This is a genomic window from Corynebacterium sp. HMSC074C01, assembly GCF_001814605.1.
Lineage (GTDB): Bacteria > Actinomycetota > Actinomycetes > Mycobacteriales > Mycobacteriaceae > Corynebacterium.
This window is the reverse complement of sequence record NZ_KV817279.1, coordinates 51,996-72,268: the sequence shown is the minus strand read 5'-3', so window position 1 is coordinate 72,268 and position 20,273 is coordinate 51,996. Positions and strand designations below refer to the sequence as shown.

General features: G+C 59.1%; 15 protein-coding genes and 1 tRNA gene. 7 read left to right on the top strand and 9 right to left on the bottom strand.

The genetic code is table 11. The features are described 5' to 3' along the window. Window positions 1–785: 785 nt before the first annotated feature. The 8 genes from HMPREF2978_RS06520 to HMPREF2978_RS06485 all read right to left on the bottom strand — a co-directional run bounded on the left by HMPREF2978_RS06520 (window position 786) and on the right by HMPREF2978_RS06485 (window position 12,230). Window positions 786–1,742: a hypothetical protein gene (locus tag HMPREF2978_RS06520; protein WP_070744700.1), complete on the bottom strand. Its 957-nt coding sequence runs from the start codon at window positions 1,740–1,742 to the stop codon at window positions 786–788. Window positions 1,743–1,783: 41 nt separating this feature from the next. Further along, complete coding sequence (locus HMPREF2978_RS06515; RefSeq protein ID WP_070744699.1) at window positions 1,784–3,061, bottom strand: AAA family ATPase; 1,278 nt, start codon at window positions 3,059–3,061, stop codon at window positions 1,784–1,786. 1,227 nt (window positions 3,062–4,288) lie between these two features. Beyond that, window positions 4,289–5,434 carry a DUF3322 domain-containing protein gene (locus HMPREF2978_RS06510; protein WP_070744697.1) on the bottom strand — a complete coding sequence of 382 codons (1,146 nt, stop codon included), beginning with the start codon at window positions 5,432–5,434 and terminating at the stop codon, window positions 4,289–4,291. After that, complete coding sequence (locus tag HMPREF2978_RS06505) at window positions 5,421–8,813, bottom strand: ATP-binding protein (RefSeq protein ID WP_070744695.1); 3,393 nt, start codon at window positions 8,811–8,813, stop codon at window positions 5,421–5,423. The genes HMPREF2978_RS06510 and HMPREF2978_RS06505 overlap by 14 nt, the downstream gene beginning before the upstream one ends. After that, window positions 8,806–9,486, bottom strand: a complete 681-nt coding sequence (locus HMPREF2978_RS06500) for a DUF4194 domain-containing protein (RefSeq protein WP_070525427.1) — start codon at window positions 9,484–9,486, stop codon at window positions 8,806–8,808. Before HMPREF2978_RS06500 ends, HMPREF2978_RS06505 begins: the two co-directional genes overlap by 8 nt. After that, the gene (locus HMPREF2978_RS06495) at window positions 9,483–10,955 is read right to left on the bottom strand and encodes a DUF3375 domain-containing protein (protein WP_070744693.1); all 1,473 of its coding nucleotides are present in this window, start codon (window positions 10,953–10,955) and stop codon (window positions 9,483–9,485) included. Before HMPREF2978_RS06495 ends, HMPREF2978_RS06500 begins: the two co-directional genes overlap by 4 nt. Before the next feature lie 137 nt (window positions 10,956–11,092). After that, a complete protein-coding gene (locus tag HMPREF2978_RS06490; protein ID WP_070525423.1) occupies window positions 11,093–11,326 on the bottom strand; it encodes a hypothetical protein in 234 nt (77 codons plus the stop codon). Then, the gene (locus tag HMPREF2978_RS06485) at window positions 11,319–12,230 is read right to left on the bottom strand and encodes a RelA/SpoT domain-containing protein (protein ID WP_168162396.1); all 912 of its coding nucleotides are present in this window, start codon (window positions 12,228–12,230) and stop codon (window positions 11,319–11,321) included. Before HMPREF2978_RS06485 ends, HMPREF2978_RS06490 begins: the two co-directional genes overlap by 8 nt. A 209-nt stretch (window positions 12,231–12,439) precedes the next feature. Here HMPREF2978_RS06485 and HMPREF2978_RS13510 point away from each other — a divergent pair, with 209 nt between their 5' ends. Beyond that, window positions 12,440–12,745 carry a helix-turn-helix domain-containing protein gene (locus HMPREF2978_RS13510; protein WP_371326362.1) on the top strand — a complete coding sequence of 102 codons (306 nt, stop codon included), beginning with the start codon at window positions 12,440–12,442 and terminating at the stop codon, window positions 12,743–12,745. A 29-nt stretch (window positions 12,746–12,774) separates the two neighbouring features. Here the strand turns inward: HMPREF2978_RS13510 and HMPREF2978_RS06475 are convergent, their stop codons facing one another. Further along, window positions 12,775–14,109, bottom strand: a complete 1,335-nt coding sequence (locus tag HMPREF2978_RS06475; protein ID WP_070744689.1) for an AAA family ATPase — start codon at window positions 14,107–14,109, stop codon at window positions 12,775–12,777. A gap of 192 nt (window positions 14,110–14,301) precedes the next feature. Between HMPREF2978_RS06475 and HMPREF2978_RS06470 the strand changes: the two genes are divergently transcribed. From HMPREF2978_RS06470 to HMPREF2978_RS06445, 6 genes are all read left to right on the top strand, one after another. Next, on the top strand, window positions 14,302–14,676 hold the full coding sequence (locus HMPREF2978_RS06470) for a hypothetical protein (RefSeq protein WP_246818736.1): 375 nt from the start codon (window positions 14,302–14,304) through the stop codon (window positions 14,674–14,676). A gap of 200 nt (window positions 14,677–14,876) precedes the next feature. After that, window positions 14,877–14,950, top strand: a tRNA-Ile gene (locus HMPREF2978_RS06465). A 31-nt stretch (window positions 14,951–14,981) separates the two neighbouring features. Then, complete coding sequence (locus HMPREF2978_RS06460) at window positions 14,982–16,055, top strand: trimeric intracellular cation channel family protein (protein WP_070744725.1); 1,074 nt, start codon at window positions 14,982–14,984, stop codon at window positions 16,053–16,055. Window positions 16,056–16,093: 38 nt separating this feature from the next. Then, window positions 16,094–17,692 (top strand): ABC transporter substrate-binding protein, encoded by a 1,599-nt coding sequence (locus HMPREF2978_RS06455; RefSeq protein ID WP_083316506.1) that lies wholly within the window; start codon window positions 16,094–16,096, stop codon window positions 17,690–17,692. Window positions 17,693–17,735: 43 nt separating this feature from the next. Then, window positions 17,736–19,337, top strand: coding sequence for a mechanosensitive ion channel domain-containing protein (locus HMPREF2978_RS06450; protein WP_070447504.1), 1,602 nt, complete (start codon window positions 17,736–17,738; stop codon window positions 19,335–19,337). A gap of 276 nt (window positions 19,338–19,613) precedes the next feature. Further along, window positions 19,614–20,273 carry an excalibur calcium-binding domain-containing protein gene (locus HMPREF2978_RS06445; protein WP_070744685.1) on the top strand — a complete coding sequence of 220 codons (660 nt, stop codon included), beginning with the start codon at window positions 19,614–19,616 and terminating at the stop codon, window positions 20,271–20,273.

Below are 20,273 nucleotides of genomic sequence, written 5' to 3'. Positions count from 1 at the left end.
AAGGGAAAGTCTTAATCGAAGAGGAATTGGCTTGTATGCCCCTCTGCAAATCCGTGCTTCCAATCAGTTTAAAGCAAACGTAAACCGGCCTATGATTGTTGAACTGGAGGAAGTCAAGTAACGCCGTATGCCATCCGTGAGACGCCCGACAAGCTATTGGAGTCTGATGAAATACCGGTTCGCGTTGAGTATCGACGGCGGCGCCGGGGAGATGACATCGTGCCTCTTGACTGAATTGGGCTGAATAAGGCATACTCTCACACAGGGGCAGCCCTACATTACGTACAGCTGCTCGACCCTCACCGAGGCTACTGGCAGGTGGGGGTCATTTAGTTTTCTCTTGGAGCTTGCGCAGGCTTAGGCTTCGGTAGCACCGTCAAGATTTGGCAATGTTCTGCCAGATATTTGTTGAACCATGCTGTGCTCTGTCCGCCGTGAGTTAGCGTTCGTCGATACATATAGGCCACAAGGTCTGGTATCCAAAGGCACGTTTCGTCGGCTGGGCTAACCCATGCGGCGGGAATTCCTTGTGGAAGGACGTTCAACCTTCGCAAACGCTTTAGCGTGTTTCTATCTTTGTCGTTATCAGATTGGGAATACCGTTCCTCGAAAATGATTCCGTTGAGCGAAAAGTCTTGCTCGGTGATAGTGGTGATCAGCTTCTCGAGGCAGTCTTGGCGAGCGTGCTCAACATCGTGGTCCTGCTGAAGGAGCCTGACCCCCCGGAAAGTAGACGCGTCGGGGGTTTGAGGAACAGCTACTTGTGACATGAGATTTTGCGGGAGTTAGTGTTGCTTCAAGTAGTCGTAAAAGCAGGAACCGGTTTGAGACAGATGATCCTTCTTCGTTTCTAGCATTCTTCTCAAATCAGTTCGCCCGTCGAGGACACTGTATATTTCCATACCCGTAACAACCATAAACGGACTTTGCACAGAGTAGGTGTCCAACGTTGTCGAGGCGATGCCGGCCTGAGTGATCAGAAGTCCCTGCGTGACGCGGCTCCTGCGCTCTATCTTGGCCCGAAAAATATCTGCAATATCTCGGCCGCTTCTCTCTTGCTCCCATTTCACTTCAACAATAAATCCAAATCGATCTATTTGAACAAAGCCATCTATTTGCTCACCCGGCAGATTGTAGGGTCGCTCAGGATTAAGATCATGCAGATCGAAAAGGTCATATATGAGGTCTTCAAAATCTCTCCCCCGTTGCTGCGGATTATCCGCCTGATGCATATCTAGCAGACGCTGTTTCATATCCCCTAACCGCAGCCTGAACAGGCGTTTTCTTTCTCGCTGGGACTCTTCCTGCCTCCGTTCTTCTTCTATACGGGCCCTTTTCTCCATCATTTGCTGAAATGGTTGCGTAAACCTCGTCAAGCCTTCGACTGACAGCTGCGCTCTTCTAAGATTCTCAGATCTTTTTGGCTCCTCTAACCCTTCGATATCTGGAAACTCAACCATTTCCGACAAAGATAAGAGCAGATCGATGATGGTATCTCGAAGGCGATCTTCTTTTACTTGCAGAGCCTCGACGACCTTGTCGGCATTCTGTATCTTGAATCCGCTGCTAAAATCGATCAAGTGGAGCCCAGCAGTTTCGAAAGCTTCGCCCCCGAGGTGGCGAAGCAACAGTGAACGCTGCGCATTCTTGTAATACGTCGTATACGCTATAGCTTGCTTGAGCGCTTCATAAGCATGCGGATCAATCCGCTGACTTGTCCGAGGGTTTCCAAAAGTCGTCACATGAACAGGATAGATGACATCCCCACACGGCCATCAGTTAGCTAGCTTCCAAGGTTTTCATCTGGCTGCTTTTCACCGTCGGTAATATCTTTCTTGGTTCCCGTGGATTCCTTCGTGGTTACGGAAGCCTGCCAGGCCCGTGCGACCTCCCCCAGCTGGCCGTCGATGTACACACGCTGACCAACGCCGCGGCGTATCTCCATCGCATCATCATCTTCGAAGCGTGCGAGAAACGCATCCAGCGAGCCGAGGCGAGCCTCCGCGCTACGGCTGTCTTGGAAACTCCGTTGTTGAATCGAAGCCTGTCGGAAGAGGTATGTGGCTAGAACTCCTGCTCCCACACCCATGATCGCCCGCAGAATGCCACGAACAACATCTGCGCTAGATACCACGTCTTCCAAGGCCGTCCGGCCTGCAAAATAAAGCAAACCCGCGCTAATGATTGTGACAACTCCTGCTGTTGCCGTAAATCCAAGCCACAGTTTCTTAGCTTCTTCAGCCCGCTCCCTGAACATCCGTGCCATGGCATCTTCAGCCACGTATCCCGAGACAGCCTGGGTGTCTTCGATCAAATCATCGAGCTCTGCTTTTCGCGTTCGGATATGATCCAGCATCGTGTCGAGCTCGTCGTTCGCCCTCGTCTTCTGCCTGTCAATCTCAGAATTGTACTGGCTCTGGAGTGTCGTGATCTGATCGTCGATACGCTTCTTCCCGGCCTCAACGCCGTCGTTGATCTCCTCCTCGAACCTGTCAGCTACCTCGTCGATTTGCTGGCGCAGTTCGTTGAGATCTTTCTCTGCGGTCTGCTTGTTCTCTGCAATCGCAGCGGCGAGGCGCTCCCTTTCACTCTCCAGCCGCTCGACAGCTGCCTGACTCCTGTCGAGAAATCCAACGACCCGCTCACGCTCATTCGCGTCAGCCTCCTGCTGCTGTTCGATGAATTGAACCGGCCGAAATCCCGATCTGTGAAGGGTGGAGAGCAGATCGTCTGCAGCCGTGTTCGCCTTAGCAAGTTCTTCGTCATAATCAGCTTCGTCGTCCCACTTGATCGACTGCAGCTGGACCAAGATGGAGTTTAAGGCCGTCTTCAGCTCATCAAGGAGAGGGCGACTGACCAGTTCCTTGGGCACCATGCCCAGATAGAGCCTCGTAACATTGACGACCAGCTCAATCCTCCTGATGATGCTGCTAGCCAGATCGGGCAACCCTGCGTATGAGGGATCGAAGGTCTTGCTTAGCTCTGACAACCACTCATCGATGTCCCCCAGCTCCGCCCACAAGGGATGATCGTCGAACATATCGGTAGCGGTATCACTCAAATCGAACCCCTCGTTGTCACTGAATCCTTGGAATGGGCTTACGTACGACCCTAAACCAACCGGTAGAAATGTCGAACGTAAGTACTATTCTACCCTTTCGCGAGGCCCGAGCCAACCACCTACAGTCCCCGAGGGGATTCTTCCGGATTTTTGAGGGGATTCCCCCCTTCGTGCCTGACCTCTACCGAGGTTAGGCCAATAAACCGACACCGTCTCATGAGTCACGGCATGCTTGACAGGTGAATCGCGACATCGTTGACAAACCGGCATCTCAGTTTCTTTTTGTTCTGGGATGCCAGTTTCGCTTTGTCTAGAGCACTGGATGGGTCGAGCCTATTTCTGGGGGACGCATCTTGCCGGAGACGTGCGTGTGAGCGAGATGCATCAGGAGAATCAGACAAAAGGACGATGGTACCAAGGCGGTGATATGCGCAGAGATTCTGGGCACTGTGACAACAATGAGGCCTTTGCCCACTTTGCCGATGGCGAGGTTGCGGTTGGAGATGTCCGTGGTGTCAAGAATGCCCCGACTCACCTGTTAAGCATCATCCCGCACGGTAAGGGTGGGCTAAGTGTCAAGTTTGTCGCGACTCACCTATCAAGTATCAGGACTGCCTTTGCGGGAACAAGGTGGCAAAAATGTCGTAAACTCAGACAGAAATCAATATGTGTCGTGTGCGGAACCACTCCCGGAGTGTCAAAGATGTTGCCGAAAAAAATTAGGGGTCGCGGCCTCGCCTATCTTGGGCATCCAAGCGGGCGAAGGCAAACGGCAGAATGGGAATCTCCAAAACCATGACAAAGTTTGAGCATTGCCTCAACCCTTTCTTGACCTTCGCTGGTTTGCATTGATTCAGTCGTATGCCAATAGGGGGACTGTGCGACTTCTTTCAGGTAGTCCCGGGTGTCGGCAAGATGCTTGAACTTAATGGCGGTTGCGACCAGTGCGTAAAAGGAATCGGAAAATTCCTCACCGGGGGCTACGTAGCTCTCGTCGATAAAAATAATCGTGTCTTCGGGAGAGGCTTGTTGGAAGATGCGAGATAGAGAAGGGTGGAGGCGGTGGGGCAAAAGCTATACCTCAATTCACTGTAGATAAAGTGTTCGATAATAAAGCTAGTATACCTATCGCATAGAACATGCTTCTTAAGCATGAGATGCGGTGAAGGGGCAGGCTTCATGCGGGTTATAGACCGTTGGTCGCACAATTGTTCGTTCGGGAACCTCTTAGGTCTCTTTCATTGGACAGAACTCTTGCCGAACTTGGACACTCGCATATGCAAACGGAATCCGCTCCTGCTCAATGCGCAGCCTTCCTTTGATGTAAAGCAAGCGGTAGGCGCGTTGTTCTTCGGTGGTGAGGTGGGTGAGGGTGGCGGAGCCGTCGCCGGGGTCGGGGACGGCGAGGTGCTGGAATTCGGTGACGGTGGCGGGGTCCATGAGTAGTGATGTGGTGTGGGGGAAGTGGGAGCGCACGGCGTTGAGGATGGCAAAGCCGGCGGCATCGAGGTCACCCCAGTAGATGATGTCGGCTCGCTGCAACCAGCCCAGTGCCTGGAGTTGGTGGGCGGCGGTGCCGGAGCCGAGGATGGCGATGGTGGCTGGGGAGGCGTCGGCAAGCGTGGGAAGTGCTAGGAAGGTTTGTTTGTTCTCCACGATGAGCACCCGGGGCGGGGTGTCGGGGAAGAGCCTGGCTGCGTCGGTGAGGGGGATTTCGATATCGGAGAGTGCTGGTGCGTGGTTGAGGTAGCGCAGGCGCAGGCGGGCATCACTGCGGCGCAGGCCCAAGTCCGTGATGCCGAAGGGAGCAAGGAGTGTCAGGAGCAGGCGGCGGTGGGTGCCCATCCATTTGCCGTCGACGCCTTCCACCGGCACGGCGCGCTCCCATTCGCCGGAGTGGGGGTTGGCGCGCAGCCAGGTAAGACACGGTCCAAGGCAGTGTAGATCGTAGGTGCTTAAGCCCTTCCACTGGTTGTACGTGCGGCGGACGGTATGAGTGAAGTCCGGGGAGTCCGGAAAAATGGCGGCGATGTCCTGGGCGCGCTGGAGGGCCCGGTTGTAGTCGGACATCAGGCCCGCGGCGGCAGCGATGCGCGCGGCACCGGTGAGTACTACGCGTGTGGGAACGTCGTTGGTACCAAGGCCCGCGCGGGACCAATTGCGTGTTTCATAGATGACCTCTTCCTGGTGCGGCCAGCGCTGCCAGGCGCGGATGAAGTCCCTCGTGGTCTTGATATCGCGGGCGGCGGACGTAGCTGTTGGCGGGTGCAGCGGCCAGTCCAGGTTGAGCGCAGCGGGCTCGGCGAGCGCTTCGGCGAAGTGGTTGCGCAGGTACTTGGCGGCATGTCCTTGCAGGTCTTTAGGAGTCCGCATCGTCGGCGTCCTTGGGGTCGGGTTGTTGGGGGTCGTGGGTGGTGGAGGCGTCGATAAGCTTGTAGCCCGTGCGTGCCTGCGGGCGGCCGTCGATGGTGGGCTCGTCGTAACTGACCACGATGGTGCCGTCCACATAGGGCGAGAGAGTCTGGATGAGCTTGAACGGCGTGGCCAGAATCATGTGGAATCCAAAGGACGCGAAGACGGACATAGCGGTGCGGGTGAAAGTGGGGTCCGCGCGGTCAAAGGCCTCATCCAAGATGATGGACCCATAGGTGGGCACGTCCTGGTCCGGCTCCGCGAGGCGGAAGCGCAGGGCCGCGGCCAAGCAGAAAAAGACGAGCTTCTGAGCCTGGCCGCCAGAGAGCGAGGCGGAGTCCTGATAGGTGTTGGCCGTCGTGCCATCGGGGTAGCACTCGCGGCAGACAAAGCTGACGTGCCGGCGGGTATCCAAAACCACGTTGCGCCAGCGGATATCCTCCGGCTGGCTGGAACCAAGGCGGCTTAAGATCTTGTCCAAGGCGTGGTAGCGCGCAATGGCTGCCGCTGGATCATCCTCGGTGACTTCCGCCAGGCTGTGGGAGGTGGCGGCATCGAGATCCCGCTGGAATTCTTGGACCACCTGGCCGCGGGCGTCCTTGACGTCGATGCGCAGGGTGCGTTCACCGTTGAAGGGTGAGCGCTCTAGGGATTTGTTGATGTAGTTCATGCGCATCTCAATATCGCTGCGGGCGCGGCGCAGATCCGTGGCCAGGTGGGAGAGGTTGCGCACCGTTTGGCCGTTGAGTAGCTCTAGGAAGCGGGCACGGAAATCAGCCAGACGGTCCGCCCGGAGGAACTTGAGCTTCTCGATGCCCTCGCCGGCGAAGCTGGCCTGCGGCTCCAAGTCGGCGGCCTCCGCCGGCCACTCGGATAGGTAGGCGTGCAGGACGGAGACTATCTTGTCGTTGGCTTCCTCGATGCGGCGCGCGGCCGTGCGGGAGGTTGCTTGCAAACTGGCCTGGACTTCATCGCGGCGGGCATCGATGTCATCGATAGTGAGACTGCGCTTGCCTTTGTGCAGGGCTTCAACGACTGCTGTCTCAATGTCCTTGTCCGCGATGTCCGGCACGGGGCCGATGCCGCGGCGGCGAGTGGTGGAGCGATCGAGCTCGCCTTCGACGTTGCCCAGGTGTTTCTGCGCCTCGTTGAGTTTGGTGCGGGCGGCGTTGAGCTTCTGCTTGGCCTGTGCGTGCGCGGCGGCCAGCGCCTGGGCCTCCGGGGAAGAGGCGAGCGAGTCATATTGTTCTTGCAGATCACGCTTGCGGGCCTCGGCGGAGGCGGTGTCGATGTCCTGGAATGAGGTATCCAGCACCTGCTGGGCCTTATCGCGTTGGGAGCGCAGGATGTCTATCTTCCGGTTGAAGTCCTGAACACGCTTGGCCGTAGCGCGGGCGGTGGCCTTGGCTTCGGTGAGCTGGGAGCGCAGCAGTTCAATCTTGGCGGTGTTGGTGGAGCCCACCCGGTACCAGGCGGTGCCGCTAAAACGCGTGCGGTCATCCTTGATGAAGCGCGTTGAGCCGTCCTTGTCCTTGGGGCGGCTCTCCAGGCCATCGCGGGTAATGGCCGGGTTCTTGGTGACCTTTTCCAATTCCGCTACGGAGTCCACACATTCGTAGTTGAAGCGGCGCGAAATGTGGTGGCGTACCCAGCTCGCCATGGCGTGATCTTGGAACTCGAGTTTGTGGATGAGCTGCCGCGGGCTGCGCGCGGCTGCCGGTGCCGGGGCAAACTCTGGGATGGTGCGGTATTCCAAGCGCGTGCCCACGTTGCGGGAATTGACCCACTGGTTGATGGCCTCCCGTGCGGCTTCGGGCACGAGCAAGGTGGCGGCGAAATTGTGCAGCAGCTTCTGGATCACCGGCTCCCACTCGCTCTGGTGAGGGCTGATATCGATGAGCTCGCCGGCAAAGGGGAGCTCGGACTCGGCATAGCCGGTATCGCGGGCCAGTTGCGAGCGCAGCTCCACCAAGGTCTTATCGATGTTGGTTCTCCGCGAGCTGAAGGAACGCAGCTCGCTGTCCAACGTGGAGCAGGCGGTGGCGGCGTCGCGGGCGGCCACGCCGGCTTCCTGTTGTTGATTGATAAGGTCCTCGAAATCGGCCTCGAAGTCCGCGATTCGGATTTTCGCATTGGCCTGTAGTTGGGCGAAGCCATGCGGGCTGAGCTCGTAGTGATCAGTCCACTGACCGGCCGCTGCACTAAGGCGCTGGAACTCCTTCGTGCGGTGCTCAAACTCCTTTTCGGCGGTTTCTATCTTGGCCCTTAAGGTATCGAGCTCACCCGAACTGAGCTGGGAGACGGCCACTGCGGCGAGGCGCTCTGCGTCATCGAGGTGAGCAACATCGGCCTCAAGCGATGCGGCCTGAGACTGGGCTTCGGCCAATTGCGCCGAAAGGGCCCGAATGCGAACGTCCAGTTCTTCAGCCACCAAGCGGGAGCGTACAGCTGGCAGCGCCTCAGTCATGGCTTCCGCTTGTGCTTTGTCCGCCTCCGCGCCTGTGCGCTGGGAATGCAGCTGGGGCAGGGGAGCGAGCGTATCAATCTGGGCCTTGACGTCTTCGACCCTTAAGTAAGCTTGGCGCAAATCCTCAAATTGCTCGACGGCCTCATCCGTTTTCTCAAAGGTAGCCGGACGGTCCAGCATGTAGTCCCTGAAGAGCTGGTCCAAGCTGGAGAGGGACTTCGCGGATTGCGTGCGGTGGAGAAGGAGCTGGCCCTCCACATTCTTGATGCCTAGGCGTTTGCGGAAGCGGTTCGCGAACGTGGTGTAGGTCGGCGTGAAGGACGCGCCGGGGCCTTTGTACATGGCCTTAATCTTGCGGGTGTCCAGGCTGCGGGTGAGCAAGGGGCTGAGCTTGTCGATGTCCTCGTCGCCCGGCACCAGCCCATACAACTTCTTGATCTGGCTCACTGAGTTCTCACCGCCGTTGAGGCGGAAGATGGCGATGAGGGTGTGCTGCTTGCCCGCGCCGTTATCGTAGGTCAGCGCCACGACCGAGTTGGTGGCGCCCTCCCGCAAGTACTCGGGGGCGATCTCACCGGTCTGGGCGTTCTCTCGCTGCCGCCACGCGCCGCGCACATAGGAGACGAGGTTGCGCCCGTTGTGCCGCCCGAGGTCTTGTTGTGACGCCGCGTTGAATTTCACGTGACTTTGCGGAACTAGCACTGCAGACATGGCATCGAGCAACGTGGACTTGCCGGAACCCGAGCCGCCTGTAATGAGGAAGCCCTTGCGAGCTACCGGGATGGAGAAGTAGCCGTGGAAAGTGCCCCAGTTAATCAGCTGGATGCGGCTGATGCGGAATTGTCCGGGGCAGAGGGAGGTGTTCTTAGTCATCGGAGGCAACCTCCTGCTCTTGGAGCTGCTCCGGTTCCTGCTCATCCTGGTCTTCCGCCTGCGCCAGGCGGGCGTATTCATCCCGAATAGCGGAGACCGTGGAGGCGTCGAAAAGCTGGCGCAGCACCGGGGAAACCTCAAAGCGGCCCTCGGTCTCGGTGGCGCTGATGAGGGAATAGTCATTCTGTATGCGTTTCATTGCCGCGTTGAAGCGCTTGGTGAAGCCGGCCTCGTCGCGGTTATCCACCGCACGGACATAGCCGATGCTCTCCCGGAGATCCTCCACGTCCACGATGACGCGCTCGCCGGGCAGGGTGAGGCCCAGCTCCTGGCGCAGGTTCAACAAGATGGCGGTGTCGATGTGCTTAAGCTTGTCCGTGCGCAGCACCTGCGGGATGCTCAAGCTGTCTTCCTCCACCATGCGGGTGAATGCGAAGCCTTCGGTCTCATCCACGACGAGCTCCAGGAACACCTCGTGCAACCGGGCGCGTAGATTCTCCTCGTCGGAGATAATCGCCGCCCACAGTACCGGTTCCTTCTGCGCGCGAATGAGCGGGCCCTGCAGCAGCTGCACCAGGGCGCGCCGCGAATGGTAGGTCAGCGTTCCTTTATCGTGTTCCCACAGCGGCGGCTCGTGCGCGGCATCGACGCGGGGGCTGTTGACGGCGGTCACTGTAGCTCCTTAACGGTGGTGTGATCGAAATACATGGTGGGGATCTGGGCACAACGCACGGTACCGTCTTCCTCGGTCCACGTGACTGTCTCGTGTGCTTCTTTTAACGAGGGCAACGGGTGGGAATCCGCGATATGTACCAAACCCACTACGCTGGCTAGACCTTGCGTCGGGGGATAGGCCTGCAGCACCTGGCCAATAGTGCAGGGGCCGGACTTGGCGACGGCCATGCGTACCGCCTCGTGCAATTCCTCGAAGTCGATTTCTGATTCTCGCACCAGCTCATAAAGCGCCTGCGGGTCTTCCGTGCCGGGCTGGTAGGCCACTGGTGTCTCCTCCACGACTTCCCGCCCGGGGTTGGCCAGGCGGATGCGGGAGACCGAATGAATCGACATGCCGATGCGCTGCAGTGGTGTGTCCATCCGGTGAAAGGCCTTCAGTTCGGAGTTCTGTGCGGCATCAATGGCCATGCCGCGGGCCTCGCGCAGCAGCTCAATCATGCGTCGGTCCTCCGCGAATTGCTCGGAGGAGACGTAGTTGCGCAAACTGCGCGCCAGCCCGGTCATGGTCTGGTTGACCTCGAAGCTGGTTTCCTCCATATCGCGAAAGAGGCTGCGCAGCCGCTGCCTCTTGTCCGGGGCGAGCTGCTGCCCGGGCTCGCTTTCCAGAACCTCCTTGATCCATTGGTCCAACCAGGCGCTGCGCTCCCTATCCATCAGGAGGGAATAGAAGCCGCGGAAGCTGCGCCCGGCCTCCGATTCCGCAATGTGGTCCACGCCGTTGAAGATTTCCTCCAGCACTTCGCCGCGGTAGCCCTCCGGATCTAAGAGCTGTCGGCGAAGCTGGTGGTTGAGGGCCTCGAGCTCATGGCGAACCCGGGCGAAATCACTCGGCACGGCCATGGCCATGTTCAGGACGTCTTGGACGCGCTCTTCCGTCTCCGCGGAGGTGAGGCTTTCAAACTGCCCGAGGTGTGCCTTTTCGATCTCGCGGTCAATGCGATCACGTTCTGCTTCCAAGCTGGCCACGCGGCTAGCGATGTCCTCGTTGGTATCCCGTGCCAGCCTTTGCAGCGCCGAGCTGATCGATTCCACCCGTGAGGCCGTCACCGCAGTCACCGGTGCTTCCCAGCGTTCGATGGCCTCGAGTGCCGAGAGAGCATCTTCACTGGGCTCGAGCGTTTCACCGTGGGAGCTCTTGCCGGACTTTCTAATTAACCAGCCTGCCTTGACCCAGTCATTGCAGTAGTTCTGTGGCGTGCGGGGCATGGAAAACTCGCTGGCCAAAACCTCGAAATCGGTGACCATGAGCTCGTATACCTCTGCTGCTGGGCGCGCCCGAGTGCCGCGTGGGAAGTACTCCGCAATCAACGCCAGAATCACGGGCGCGTTGTCCGCAGCCAGGAGCCGGATTGCGGCGGAATCGCGCATCAGGCGTCGGAGCGAGAGGGCGCGTGCTTCAACAGACATGTCTTGATTCTGACAGGTGTGCCGGACATGCGCAGTGGAGCGGGGCTCAGATTTTCGAAGCCCTCTGCCTGGTGCATGTCCTACAGAGCACAGATCGAAATAATTACGCCCATGGAGGCGGGGCCATGAGTGAAGCTTTAGGCTGCGTCCACCTGGTCGTCTTGTACCTCAACGCGGCCCATGAAATACCGTGAATGCGACTTTTTCAAGGATTCCAGGGAAGGCGCTGAAATATGGGCGATCTCAATATCAGGATCGTCGATCGCTGCTTCGCGGCGGAGGCGTTCCTTAAGCGCTTGAGTCGAGTCCGAGAATTGTTTGATGAAAGACTCACCTGAGCGACGTTTGTAAGTGATTATGAAATCAGTCATTAATCTGTTCGCTTTCGATTGGCGGGCCAGTAAGGGCGTCTTGTAGTTTTCTCAGCGCTTTGAGGGTGTCATTGTTGTTTTCAGCAGTGTCTGCTAATTCTAACTCATAGTTTGCCATGTGCATGTAGAACTTAGCCCGGTCTCTATGTACATGTGGATCTACGGGGATGGCCCTTGATGTCGCGGTTATTGACTGCAAACCATTCTGCGCTGATTCGTACCCCTTTTCCAGACTAGTCTCCATGTTGTAGAAACGGTCAGAGATTTCGAGCAAGTTTGCCCTCAAAGATTGTAAGTCGGGGTGCGCTGGACGGTACTCGTCTTCGTAGCGAATTCGTCGGCCTGTAAGGTCTGCCAGTTTTTCAAATGTATTTGCCCATTCGGCTTGGAGCTGGGTGCGCAATTGAATCTCCACGCGACCGGTAGGTTTGCTGGTAATCCATACATGCACCGCACGGTATCCACGCTGGGGATTAGAGAGGTAGTTCTTGATGGTTACTTCCGCATTGACTTGCTTGACTAGAACCTCGATAGCCTTGGCAATATTTAGTAGGACAGAGTGAGTCGCGCCCAGATCGAAACGTACACCGGCGAAGTCTTGCATCGCCGATAAGCGGGATCCTCTGTTTAATTTGTCTGCGATGGATGACCTAGTCTTGACTCGGGCAGATTGTACTGCCTCGAAAGGCCCTCGACCGTCAGCGTCTATGGATTGAACCGCAGACGAAACGAGCTTCGTAGTTTCGTCTTTGAGCCATTCGTACCAAGCGATGATTTCTTCTTGGCAATCGGGCGGTGTACTGCGCTTTCCTACATAGAACTCCCCCAACTTATCAATTTGTGAATTTGAGAAGGGACGCTTTTTGCAAAGGAACGTGGCGTCCGTACTTGTTTCATTGCTCACTTTTAACCTTTCCCCCGAGCAGAGCACAATGAATTCAGTTGTGCTCAGCCTCTAATCTAGTAGCAATCAGTCAACCATGGGGCCGTTCTAATCGTTGTCGGGAGTGAGTCCCTGCTTTTCATCGGTATCGCGAGTGACTTGTCCAACCTGTTGAATGGCAACGCCTTGGAAGCTGACTGGGGTGGCTAGCGCAAGAGCGCCCGGTCCCGTTGTCACGTAATGTTCAGCGATTGATTTCCCAGGTCTTGACGTCCGTTGCGCAACGAGGAGAAGTCACAATCTCTCGCATTCCTGAGGAGCTCACCAGCACGGTAGCCGCCGAGCTGCTAGGTGTTTCGCGCCCAACGCTCATGAAATGGGCAAGGGACGGAAAGATAGTTACCCACAAGCGTGGAACGCATACGAGGTTCAAGCGCGAAGACGTATTGCAAATGAGGCGCCAGCGTGCCAAAGAACGTGTGATGGCGTTCCAGGAATGGCGTGCATTCGAAGAGGAGAATGCGCATTTGTTCTGAGGGGACACGTCGCCAAGCGCCCGCCCCTTTCATGCACCGTCCGTGACAAGCTCCCGCAGCGCAGTCAGCGCCTCGCGTGAGGCGGTGCCGTAGCGCTCGCGCAGGAAGTGGTGGGTGGCGTCGGGGTTGCCCAGGGAAACGGGCACGTCGCTGAGGTTGTGTAGTTCCGATTCGCCGGCGGAGGTCTTCTCCACGGACCAGAAGCTTTCCGGGCGCAGGCCCAGCTCGCCGGCGCGCTCGAGGACGCTGAAGGTGTGGGAGGCAAAGATGAGCTGCGCGCCGTGGACGTTGATGTCGGGCTCGCGGAAGGCGTGGATGATGAAATCGAGAAGAGCTGGGCGCAGGGCGGAATCTAGTTCATCGGCAACCAGAATCCCGCCGCGGCGCAGGGGGTCCAGCACCAGGGGAGCGGTGGCCATCCAGTTCTGCGTGCCGCCGGATTCATCGGTCAGCTTCAGCTCGTAGAAGGAATCATCGGTCTTGTGTTCCACGATGATGGCGTGCAGCAGGGATTCAATCTCCGCATCGGAGTAGGCGCTGAACTCGTCGGGGCGGCGGAGCCGTGCGCTACTGCGGCTGAGCGCGTCGATGACCGGGCGCATCTGGCGGAAGACGTGTTCCGGGATGCGGTCTTGGTTGAGGCGTACGGAGTGGATTCCGGCATCGGCCGCGCGAAGTAGGGCGGCAGCCTCATGCAGGTGCAGCTTGCCGGTGCGGATGAGGCCGGTGATGCGGGAGGCGGTGCTCATCGCGGTATGCCCGTGCGGCAGGTAGGCCACGTCGTACACTAGGGCGCGGGCCAGCGGGGCTAGCACAGGGTGCCCGTCGCGCAGGCCGGCGGAGAGGATCAGCTCGGTGTCTGTTACGGGGCCGAGCTTGGCGATGTCCCCCTTATCCATAAAGGAACGCGTCCACTGCACCTCCTCACCGCGGGTGCGCACGAAGCAGGGGCTCCACCTGGTCGAGGGCACGCGGCTGAGCCACTCGGCATGCACGCCGGTAAAGCTCCACTGGAAGCCGTAGAGATAGCGCACGCCGTCAAGCTCGAACTCCAGCTCAAAAGTGCTAGGCAAGCGCTGCGTTTTGGGGTCGAGGCGGTACGGGGCGTGGGGGAGTTGGTTGGGTGGGGCGTCGGCAAGCCAGGCGGTGGCAGAGGATTCGATAGCAAGCAGGGCGAAAGCGAGGGCGTTGAGGACGCTGCTCTTTCCGGAGGCGGTGGGGCCGATTAGGACGGTGATGGGATCGCTGACCTGCTCCCAACCTTCCTCCGGCGCGGTGGAGTGCTGCCAATGGTGGTACAGCGAAAGCGTCTGCGTGGCGCGGATGCTGCGGAAGTTGGACACGCTAAAGGAAAGGAGCCTCATGCTCGCAAGACTACAAGCTCACCACATAAATCGGGCCTAAGTTCTGGCGCTGAGATTCGTTTTCCTCCCATGCCTTAACCCAGTGGACGCTGGTAGCGTTTTAGTACACACCGCAAAAGCAATCACAGGAGGCCACATCCTATGCACGGGGATACTACTGAGCTGCTCGTGTGTCTCGGGTTGGTGGTTGTCATGGTTCTCTACTGGACCTATTACATCCGGAGCGTGCGAACAACTCCCAGATCAGAAAGATGGTACGACACAGCCGATGCGGAAGGCGCCGAAAGTGATGGCGTGCTCTTTATTTATCCCTATGGCACGCTAATTATGGGCGCTGCCGGTGCCACAGGGCTGGTCGCAAATATGAACCTCCCAGAGCCCGCCGAAACGGTGCTGCTTGTTCCGATCATGGCAGCTTTCGTCATCGGAGTGATTGGGTTTACTGGAGCGATTGGGATACCGCTTCCGTGGCCTTTTGTTCCGCGTTGGGTCGTGGACATCCGCAAGGCAAAGCGTGCTCGAAGGCGTGAGCGCAGGCAAGCCAGAAAGATGAAAAAGAAGGAATAAGCCTGGCAGCTTACCCAGCGTCTAGAGCCCAGCCCGGCCAAAAGTGAGCAGGGCGGAAGACGCTGCTGAAGTTCAGGCAGCGATTTCAGGGGCCTAAATTGCCGTTTTCCGGGCCTGCCGATTAATGTTGCTGGGAGCGGATTCGCTGTTTGCATCGTGCGCTGGTTGAGTACTGGTGTTCTTAGCAGGCAGGGATACGCGGGGCTATAGCTCAGTCGGTTAGAGCTACGGACTCATAATCCGTTGGTCCCGGGTTCGAGCCCCGGTGGCCCCACTTTTGCTCAGCACCCGATACGATGACCACCATGAGCGTTGTCGAAATGGACCCATTGATCGAGTCGCTGTACTACTGGTCCGACATCATTGGTGTCCTCCTCATGGGCATGATTGGCGGCACCATGGCCCGCCAGCGTGGCTATGACATCGTGGGTTTCTTCTTTATCGCGATGTTCTCCTCCCTCGGCGGCGGCATGATCCGTGACGTGCTCATCAACCGCGGCACCGTCGCCGCGATGAGCCAGCCGGAGTACCTCTACCTGGCGTTTACCGGTGCCATTATTGCCCGCTTCGTCTACTTCAAGGGCAAGACATGGGACTACGTGCAGTCCCATGGGGATGCGGTGGTCTCGGCGCTGTGGGCGTCGACAGGCGCGCTCAAGGCCATCGCCTATGGCCTGCCGCTGATTCCCTGCATCATGATGGGCGTCTTCACTGCCACGGGCGGATCCATGATTCGTGATATCGCTATGGGGCGCGAGCCAGCCGTCTTCGGGGATAACACTCCCACCGTGATCCCCGCGGTGGCCTGTGCCCTGGTGGTGCTGGGTGCGGACTCCGCCGGATACTTGGCCTGGGGAGTCATCCTGGGCCCCATCGTCTCCTTCGTGATGACAATGCTGGGTATTTGGGCCGGGTGGCGCGTGCCCGCCCGCCAGGAGTGGGCGCCGGTCAATGACACCGCGGCCTACGTCATGGTGATGGCGCGCAAGGCGGAGAGTAAGGGCAGGGCCGTGGGGCGTCGCCTAGAGCCCACCAAACTCCGCTCCTGGCGCCACAACCAAATGGAAAAGGCACTGCAGCGCCGTATTGAGCGCGAAGTGCGCGCCGGCAAGCGACGTGCGGAAGCGGCTATCGACGCCAACGAGTTCCTCGACTCCTTCAATGAGGAAGTCGCGGAGATGTCGGAGCTGATGGAGCCCGCCGCCGCGGAGGTGGAAACCTCCGACTTCGGCGTGGATTTAAGCGGTGACTCCTATGAAACCCCGAGCGCTGATGAGCCCTCACCGCGCGAGCTTCTGGACCGCATTTTGGCCGATGACCAGCTCACCGATGAACTGGTGGAAAGGCTCATGCGCCGCTATGAAAAGAGGGATGAATAGATCCTCTAAAGTATGGGTGAAAGCGAGGTGATGAACGCGTGACGTCGAGGCGTTCTTTTCTGGGCCTGCTGGGGATGCTAGCGGTGTCGGGGGCAGTGGCACCCACGGTGGTGGGCTGCGCCTCGGAGCCCGGCAGCGTTGATACCTCAGGCTTAGACCTCATCACCACTGATATTTCTGAGCCGCAGCGCACCCTCATTCCGGCTGATTCCAACGATGTGCCGGGGCAGACCATCATCAACCTGGTGTATTCCGGATTGATGTATTTGGATGAAGATGGTGATACCCACTATGACATGGCGGAATCCATCACGCAGGTCGATGACACCACCTATGACGTGGTGATCCGTGAGGACGCAATATTCTCCGATGGATCCAACGTCACCGCTAAGGACTTCGTCGAAACATGGAACACCGCGGTAAGCCAGTCGCTGCTCTCGGCACACCATTTTGAACCGATTCTGGGCTTTCATGACGGCAAGAAAACCATGCGCGGTCTGACAGTCACGGGGCAGAAGTCCTTCCGCATTGAGCTCTCACGCCCCACGGCGGGGTTCTTGGAGAGGCTGGGTTATTCGGTCTTTTTCCCCATGCGCTCCGAAGACCAAGACAAGTTGAGCGAGCGCGGAATGGAGCCCATCGGCAGCGGACCGTACATGCTGGCCTCTTGGGAGCGTGAGAAGGCAGTGACCCTCGTGCCAAACCCGCGCTATACAGGCCCGCGCACCCCGCAGAATGAGGGCATTAAGTTCGTTGTCTACTCCTCGGAGGAGCAGGCTTATAAGGATCTCGTCGAAGGCCGGCTGGACGTGCTCACGCGCATCCCGTCGGAGAAACTCGGCAGCTTCGAAAAGGAACTGGGGGAGCGTGCGCTGACTACGCCAGGTGGCTCCATCATGGAAATCACCATCCCCGCCAATGACGCGAATTTCCGCGGTGAGGCGGGGCGCCTGCGCCGCCGCGCTTTGTCCATGGCGGTGGACCGAGAAGAAATTGCTCGGGACGTCTTCCACGACAGGGTGCTTCCTGCTACTAGCTTCGTCGCGCCGCTCTTTGGATCCGCCCCGCCCGTCCCGGAGGGAGCCGACGTGCTGACCTACCAGCCGGACAAGGCCCGCGAGCTGTGGGAAGAAGCCGAAAAGCTGAAGCCCTTCGAAGGCACATTCAGCATTGGCTATAACGCCGATGGCGGCCACAAGACGTGGATTGACGCGGTGGCGAAACAGCTGACGGATGCCCTCGGTATTCCCGCGGAGGGCCAAGAGTTCGCGACCTTGAAGGAGCTGCGCAAAGAGGTTACTGCCCGCCACATCACAGGGGCCTTCCGCACGATCTGGCAGGCGGAGTTCCCGGAGGAATCGACCTTCTTGGTTCCCTTGTATGCCTCTTTCTCCTCAGAAAACGAGTCCGGCTTTAGCAGCCGTGAATACGATAAGTTGCTGGAAAAGGCTGGCCAGGTACAAGACCACGAGGAAGCCCAGAAGTACTACACCGAAGCGCAGAGCTTGCTGCTGGAAAAGATGCCGGCCATCCCGCTGTGGACCACGAAGGCTTATACCGCTTACGGCGCAGACATCGTCCCCGCCGGCTTCACGTGGAAGCCCACCCCGAACTACTATCTCATCCACCGCGCTTAAGACTCCAAGGGTTCTGTCAGGCTGAAAGAGTAACCTCGGCGGAATGCTGAAGTACTACATGTTCGCCATCTGGCAGGCCATCGTAGATCATGGTTTGCCGCTGTTGGGAATGCTTCTGTTGGGCATTCTCATCCCGCGTATCGGCCGGCTGGCTGTGCGGGTTATTGAGTCCCGTCTGGATGAGAATCAAGAATCCACCAAAGCGCGCCTAGCCCTCGCCGGGGCGCTGGTGTACGTGGCGCAGGCGGTGGCATACTTCCTGCTTGTACTGGCTGCGCTGTCCAACCTTGGGGTGCCGCCCCTTGGCGCGGCGATTCCGGCAACCGTCGTCTCGGCCGCCGTCGGTTTCGGTGCGCAGTCCATCATCGGTGATTTCCTCGCGGGCTTCTTTATCCTGTCGGAAAAGCAGTTCGGTGTGGGTGACTACGTCAGCTTCGACGGTGTGACGGGCGTGGAAGGCACCGTTGTATCGCTGACTCTGCGTACGACGACTGTGCGCACGCCCACCGGCGAAGTCGTCATGGTGCCCAATGGTTCTGCGGGCGTGGTCACGAACTTCTCCCAAGAGTGGTCCCGTGCGGTGGTGGATATTGCCATCCCGGTCCACGAGGGCGAGTCCTTGCCGGAGATCACCGAACAGGTGGAAAAGATTTCACAGCACGCGCTTGATACCCCGGATATCCGCGCGGATGTGGCCGGCGAGCTCGACGTCCTGCCCGCGACCGGGCTTACAGCGCCCACTGCGGCTGGCCAACCCTGGCAGGTGCAGTACCGCGTCTTGGTGCAGGTGAACCCCGCCCGCCAGTGGGCGGTGGAGCGCGCTATCCGCTCAGCCCTGCTGTCCTCCTTCTGGGATCTATATAAGATGCCCACGGCAGAGGGCTTGCCGGGCGATGCCCCGCAGGTGCTTGACGACGCCCCCGATACCAACACCCTTGATGCCAGCACCCCCACCACCGTCATGCCGGCGACAGGGGCCGCTTCGACCTCGCAGCACAGCGCGACGTCGGATAGCGCGGCTGAGGCGCAGACGGAGGTCATCGCCACGGAAGCTGTGGCCGATGCCGCTGAGGAGCCGCAGGAGAACATGGATGACGGCCCCGGCCGTCCGGCGTATTCGGCCGAACCCGAGGAGGAAGAGGAGGACGACTATCAGCGCGGCATCTGGCGCGCAGATAAGCCGGGGAACAAGTGGCAGTACTTCTGGACACTCGGCGGGCGCGTGCGTGCCTCTACCACGGGGCTCATCGCAGGCCTCGGCGTGGTGGGCCTGCTGCTGCTTTCCTCCGCTAATCCGGATGGGGTGGATGCTGGGTGGCTTTCGCCTTCGCGCTGGATGGGGGATTCAGAAGCAGCTTCCGAGTCCGCGGAACCGTCTGAGCCATCGGTTGCGCCGAACACCACGCCGCAGGGCGCACCGTCTACTGATTCCACGGACCAAGAACCGACGGATGCCGGTGAAGCGGTGACGCCGACCGATAGAACTCCGGACAGTGAGGCCACGTATGTGCCGGCGGATCCGCAAACTCCTGAATCCCAAGCTCCGGTCGAGGAACAGTACTCCGAAACGGCCGCACCAACCGTGAATGAGCAGCCCACCGCGAACGCCACGGAGGGTGCTGCGGAGCCTTCAACCTTGATGTAGGTCCTGCAAAGCCCGGCAGAGTTGGGAGAGTGTTGCCGAGAGACAGCAATACAGTGCTGTTCTCAGGGGCAGCGCTGAGGATGTGCTGCCGGGAAACGCTTGGAGAGGGCGCATAAGAGATATGAGTGATAGGGAAGTGCAGCGGCGCAATGCGCTACACCTTGTGTATCGCCATGGCGGGGGCATCCGTTAACGAAGTATTGGCCGGGGGCATTCCAGCTCCATCTCGATGCGCAATTTCCTGCGGGGAAGAACCGCGGGATATAACTTAGGTTTATGACCAAGTTCTCTCGCGCGGTTCTCGCCGCCTCTGTCTCTGTTTCTCTCTGTCTTTCCGCCGTTGTTCCCGCACAGGCGGAGACCGCCGCCCCGGGGGTTGAGGCTCCTGCCAGTGACTCTTCTGCTGCTGATGCTGGTGCCGATCTGTCTTCTGATCAGGATGCTGCATCTTCTAGCCAGGATGCTGAATCCTCTGACCAGAGCTCTGACTCTTCCAGCGCGGAAGATGACGCCGAATTTCAGCAGTCTTCCCAGGGTGAAAAGATTGCTCTTGGCGTGGGCATTTCCGCAGCCATCCTCGCAGCTATTGCGGGTGGCGTGTACTGGGCCGTGCAGCAGCGCATCATCCCGAATCCGCTTCCGGGCGTGATTCCGTCGCCGCCGGCACCGCAGCCCGCACCGGCACCTGCTCCGGCCCCACAGCCTGCGCCGGCTCCCGCACCCGCACCGAAACCAGCTCCAGCACCGGCTCCCGCCCCGAAGCCTGCACCAGCGCCTGCTCCCGCACCGGCGCCGAAGCCGGCACCGGCGTCCTTCACCCGCTGCGCTGATGTGTGGAACGCGCTGGGCCGCCCCATCTATGCGGGTGAGCCGGGTTTCCGCTCCAAGTTCGACCGCGATGGTGATGGCGTAGGCTGTGAGCGCGATCCTCGTTAA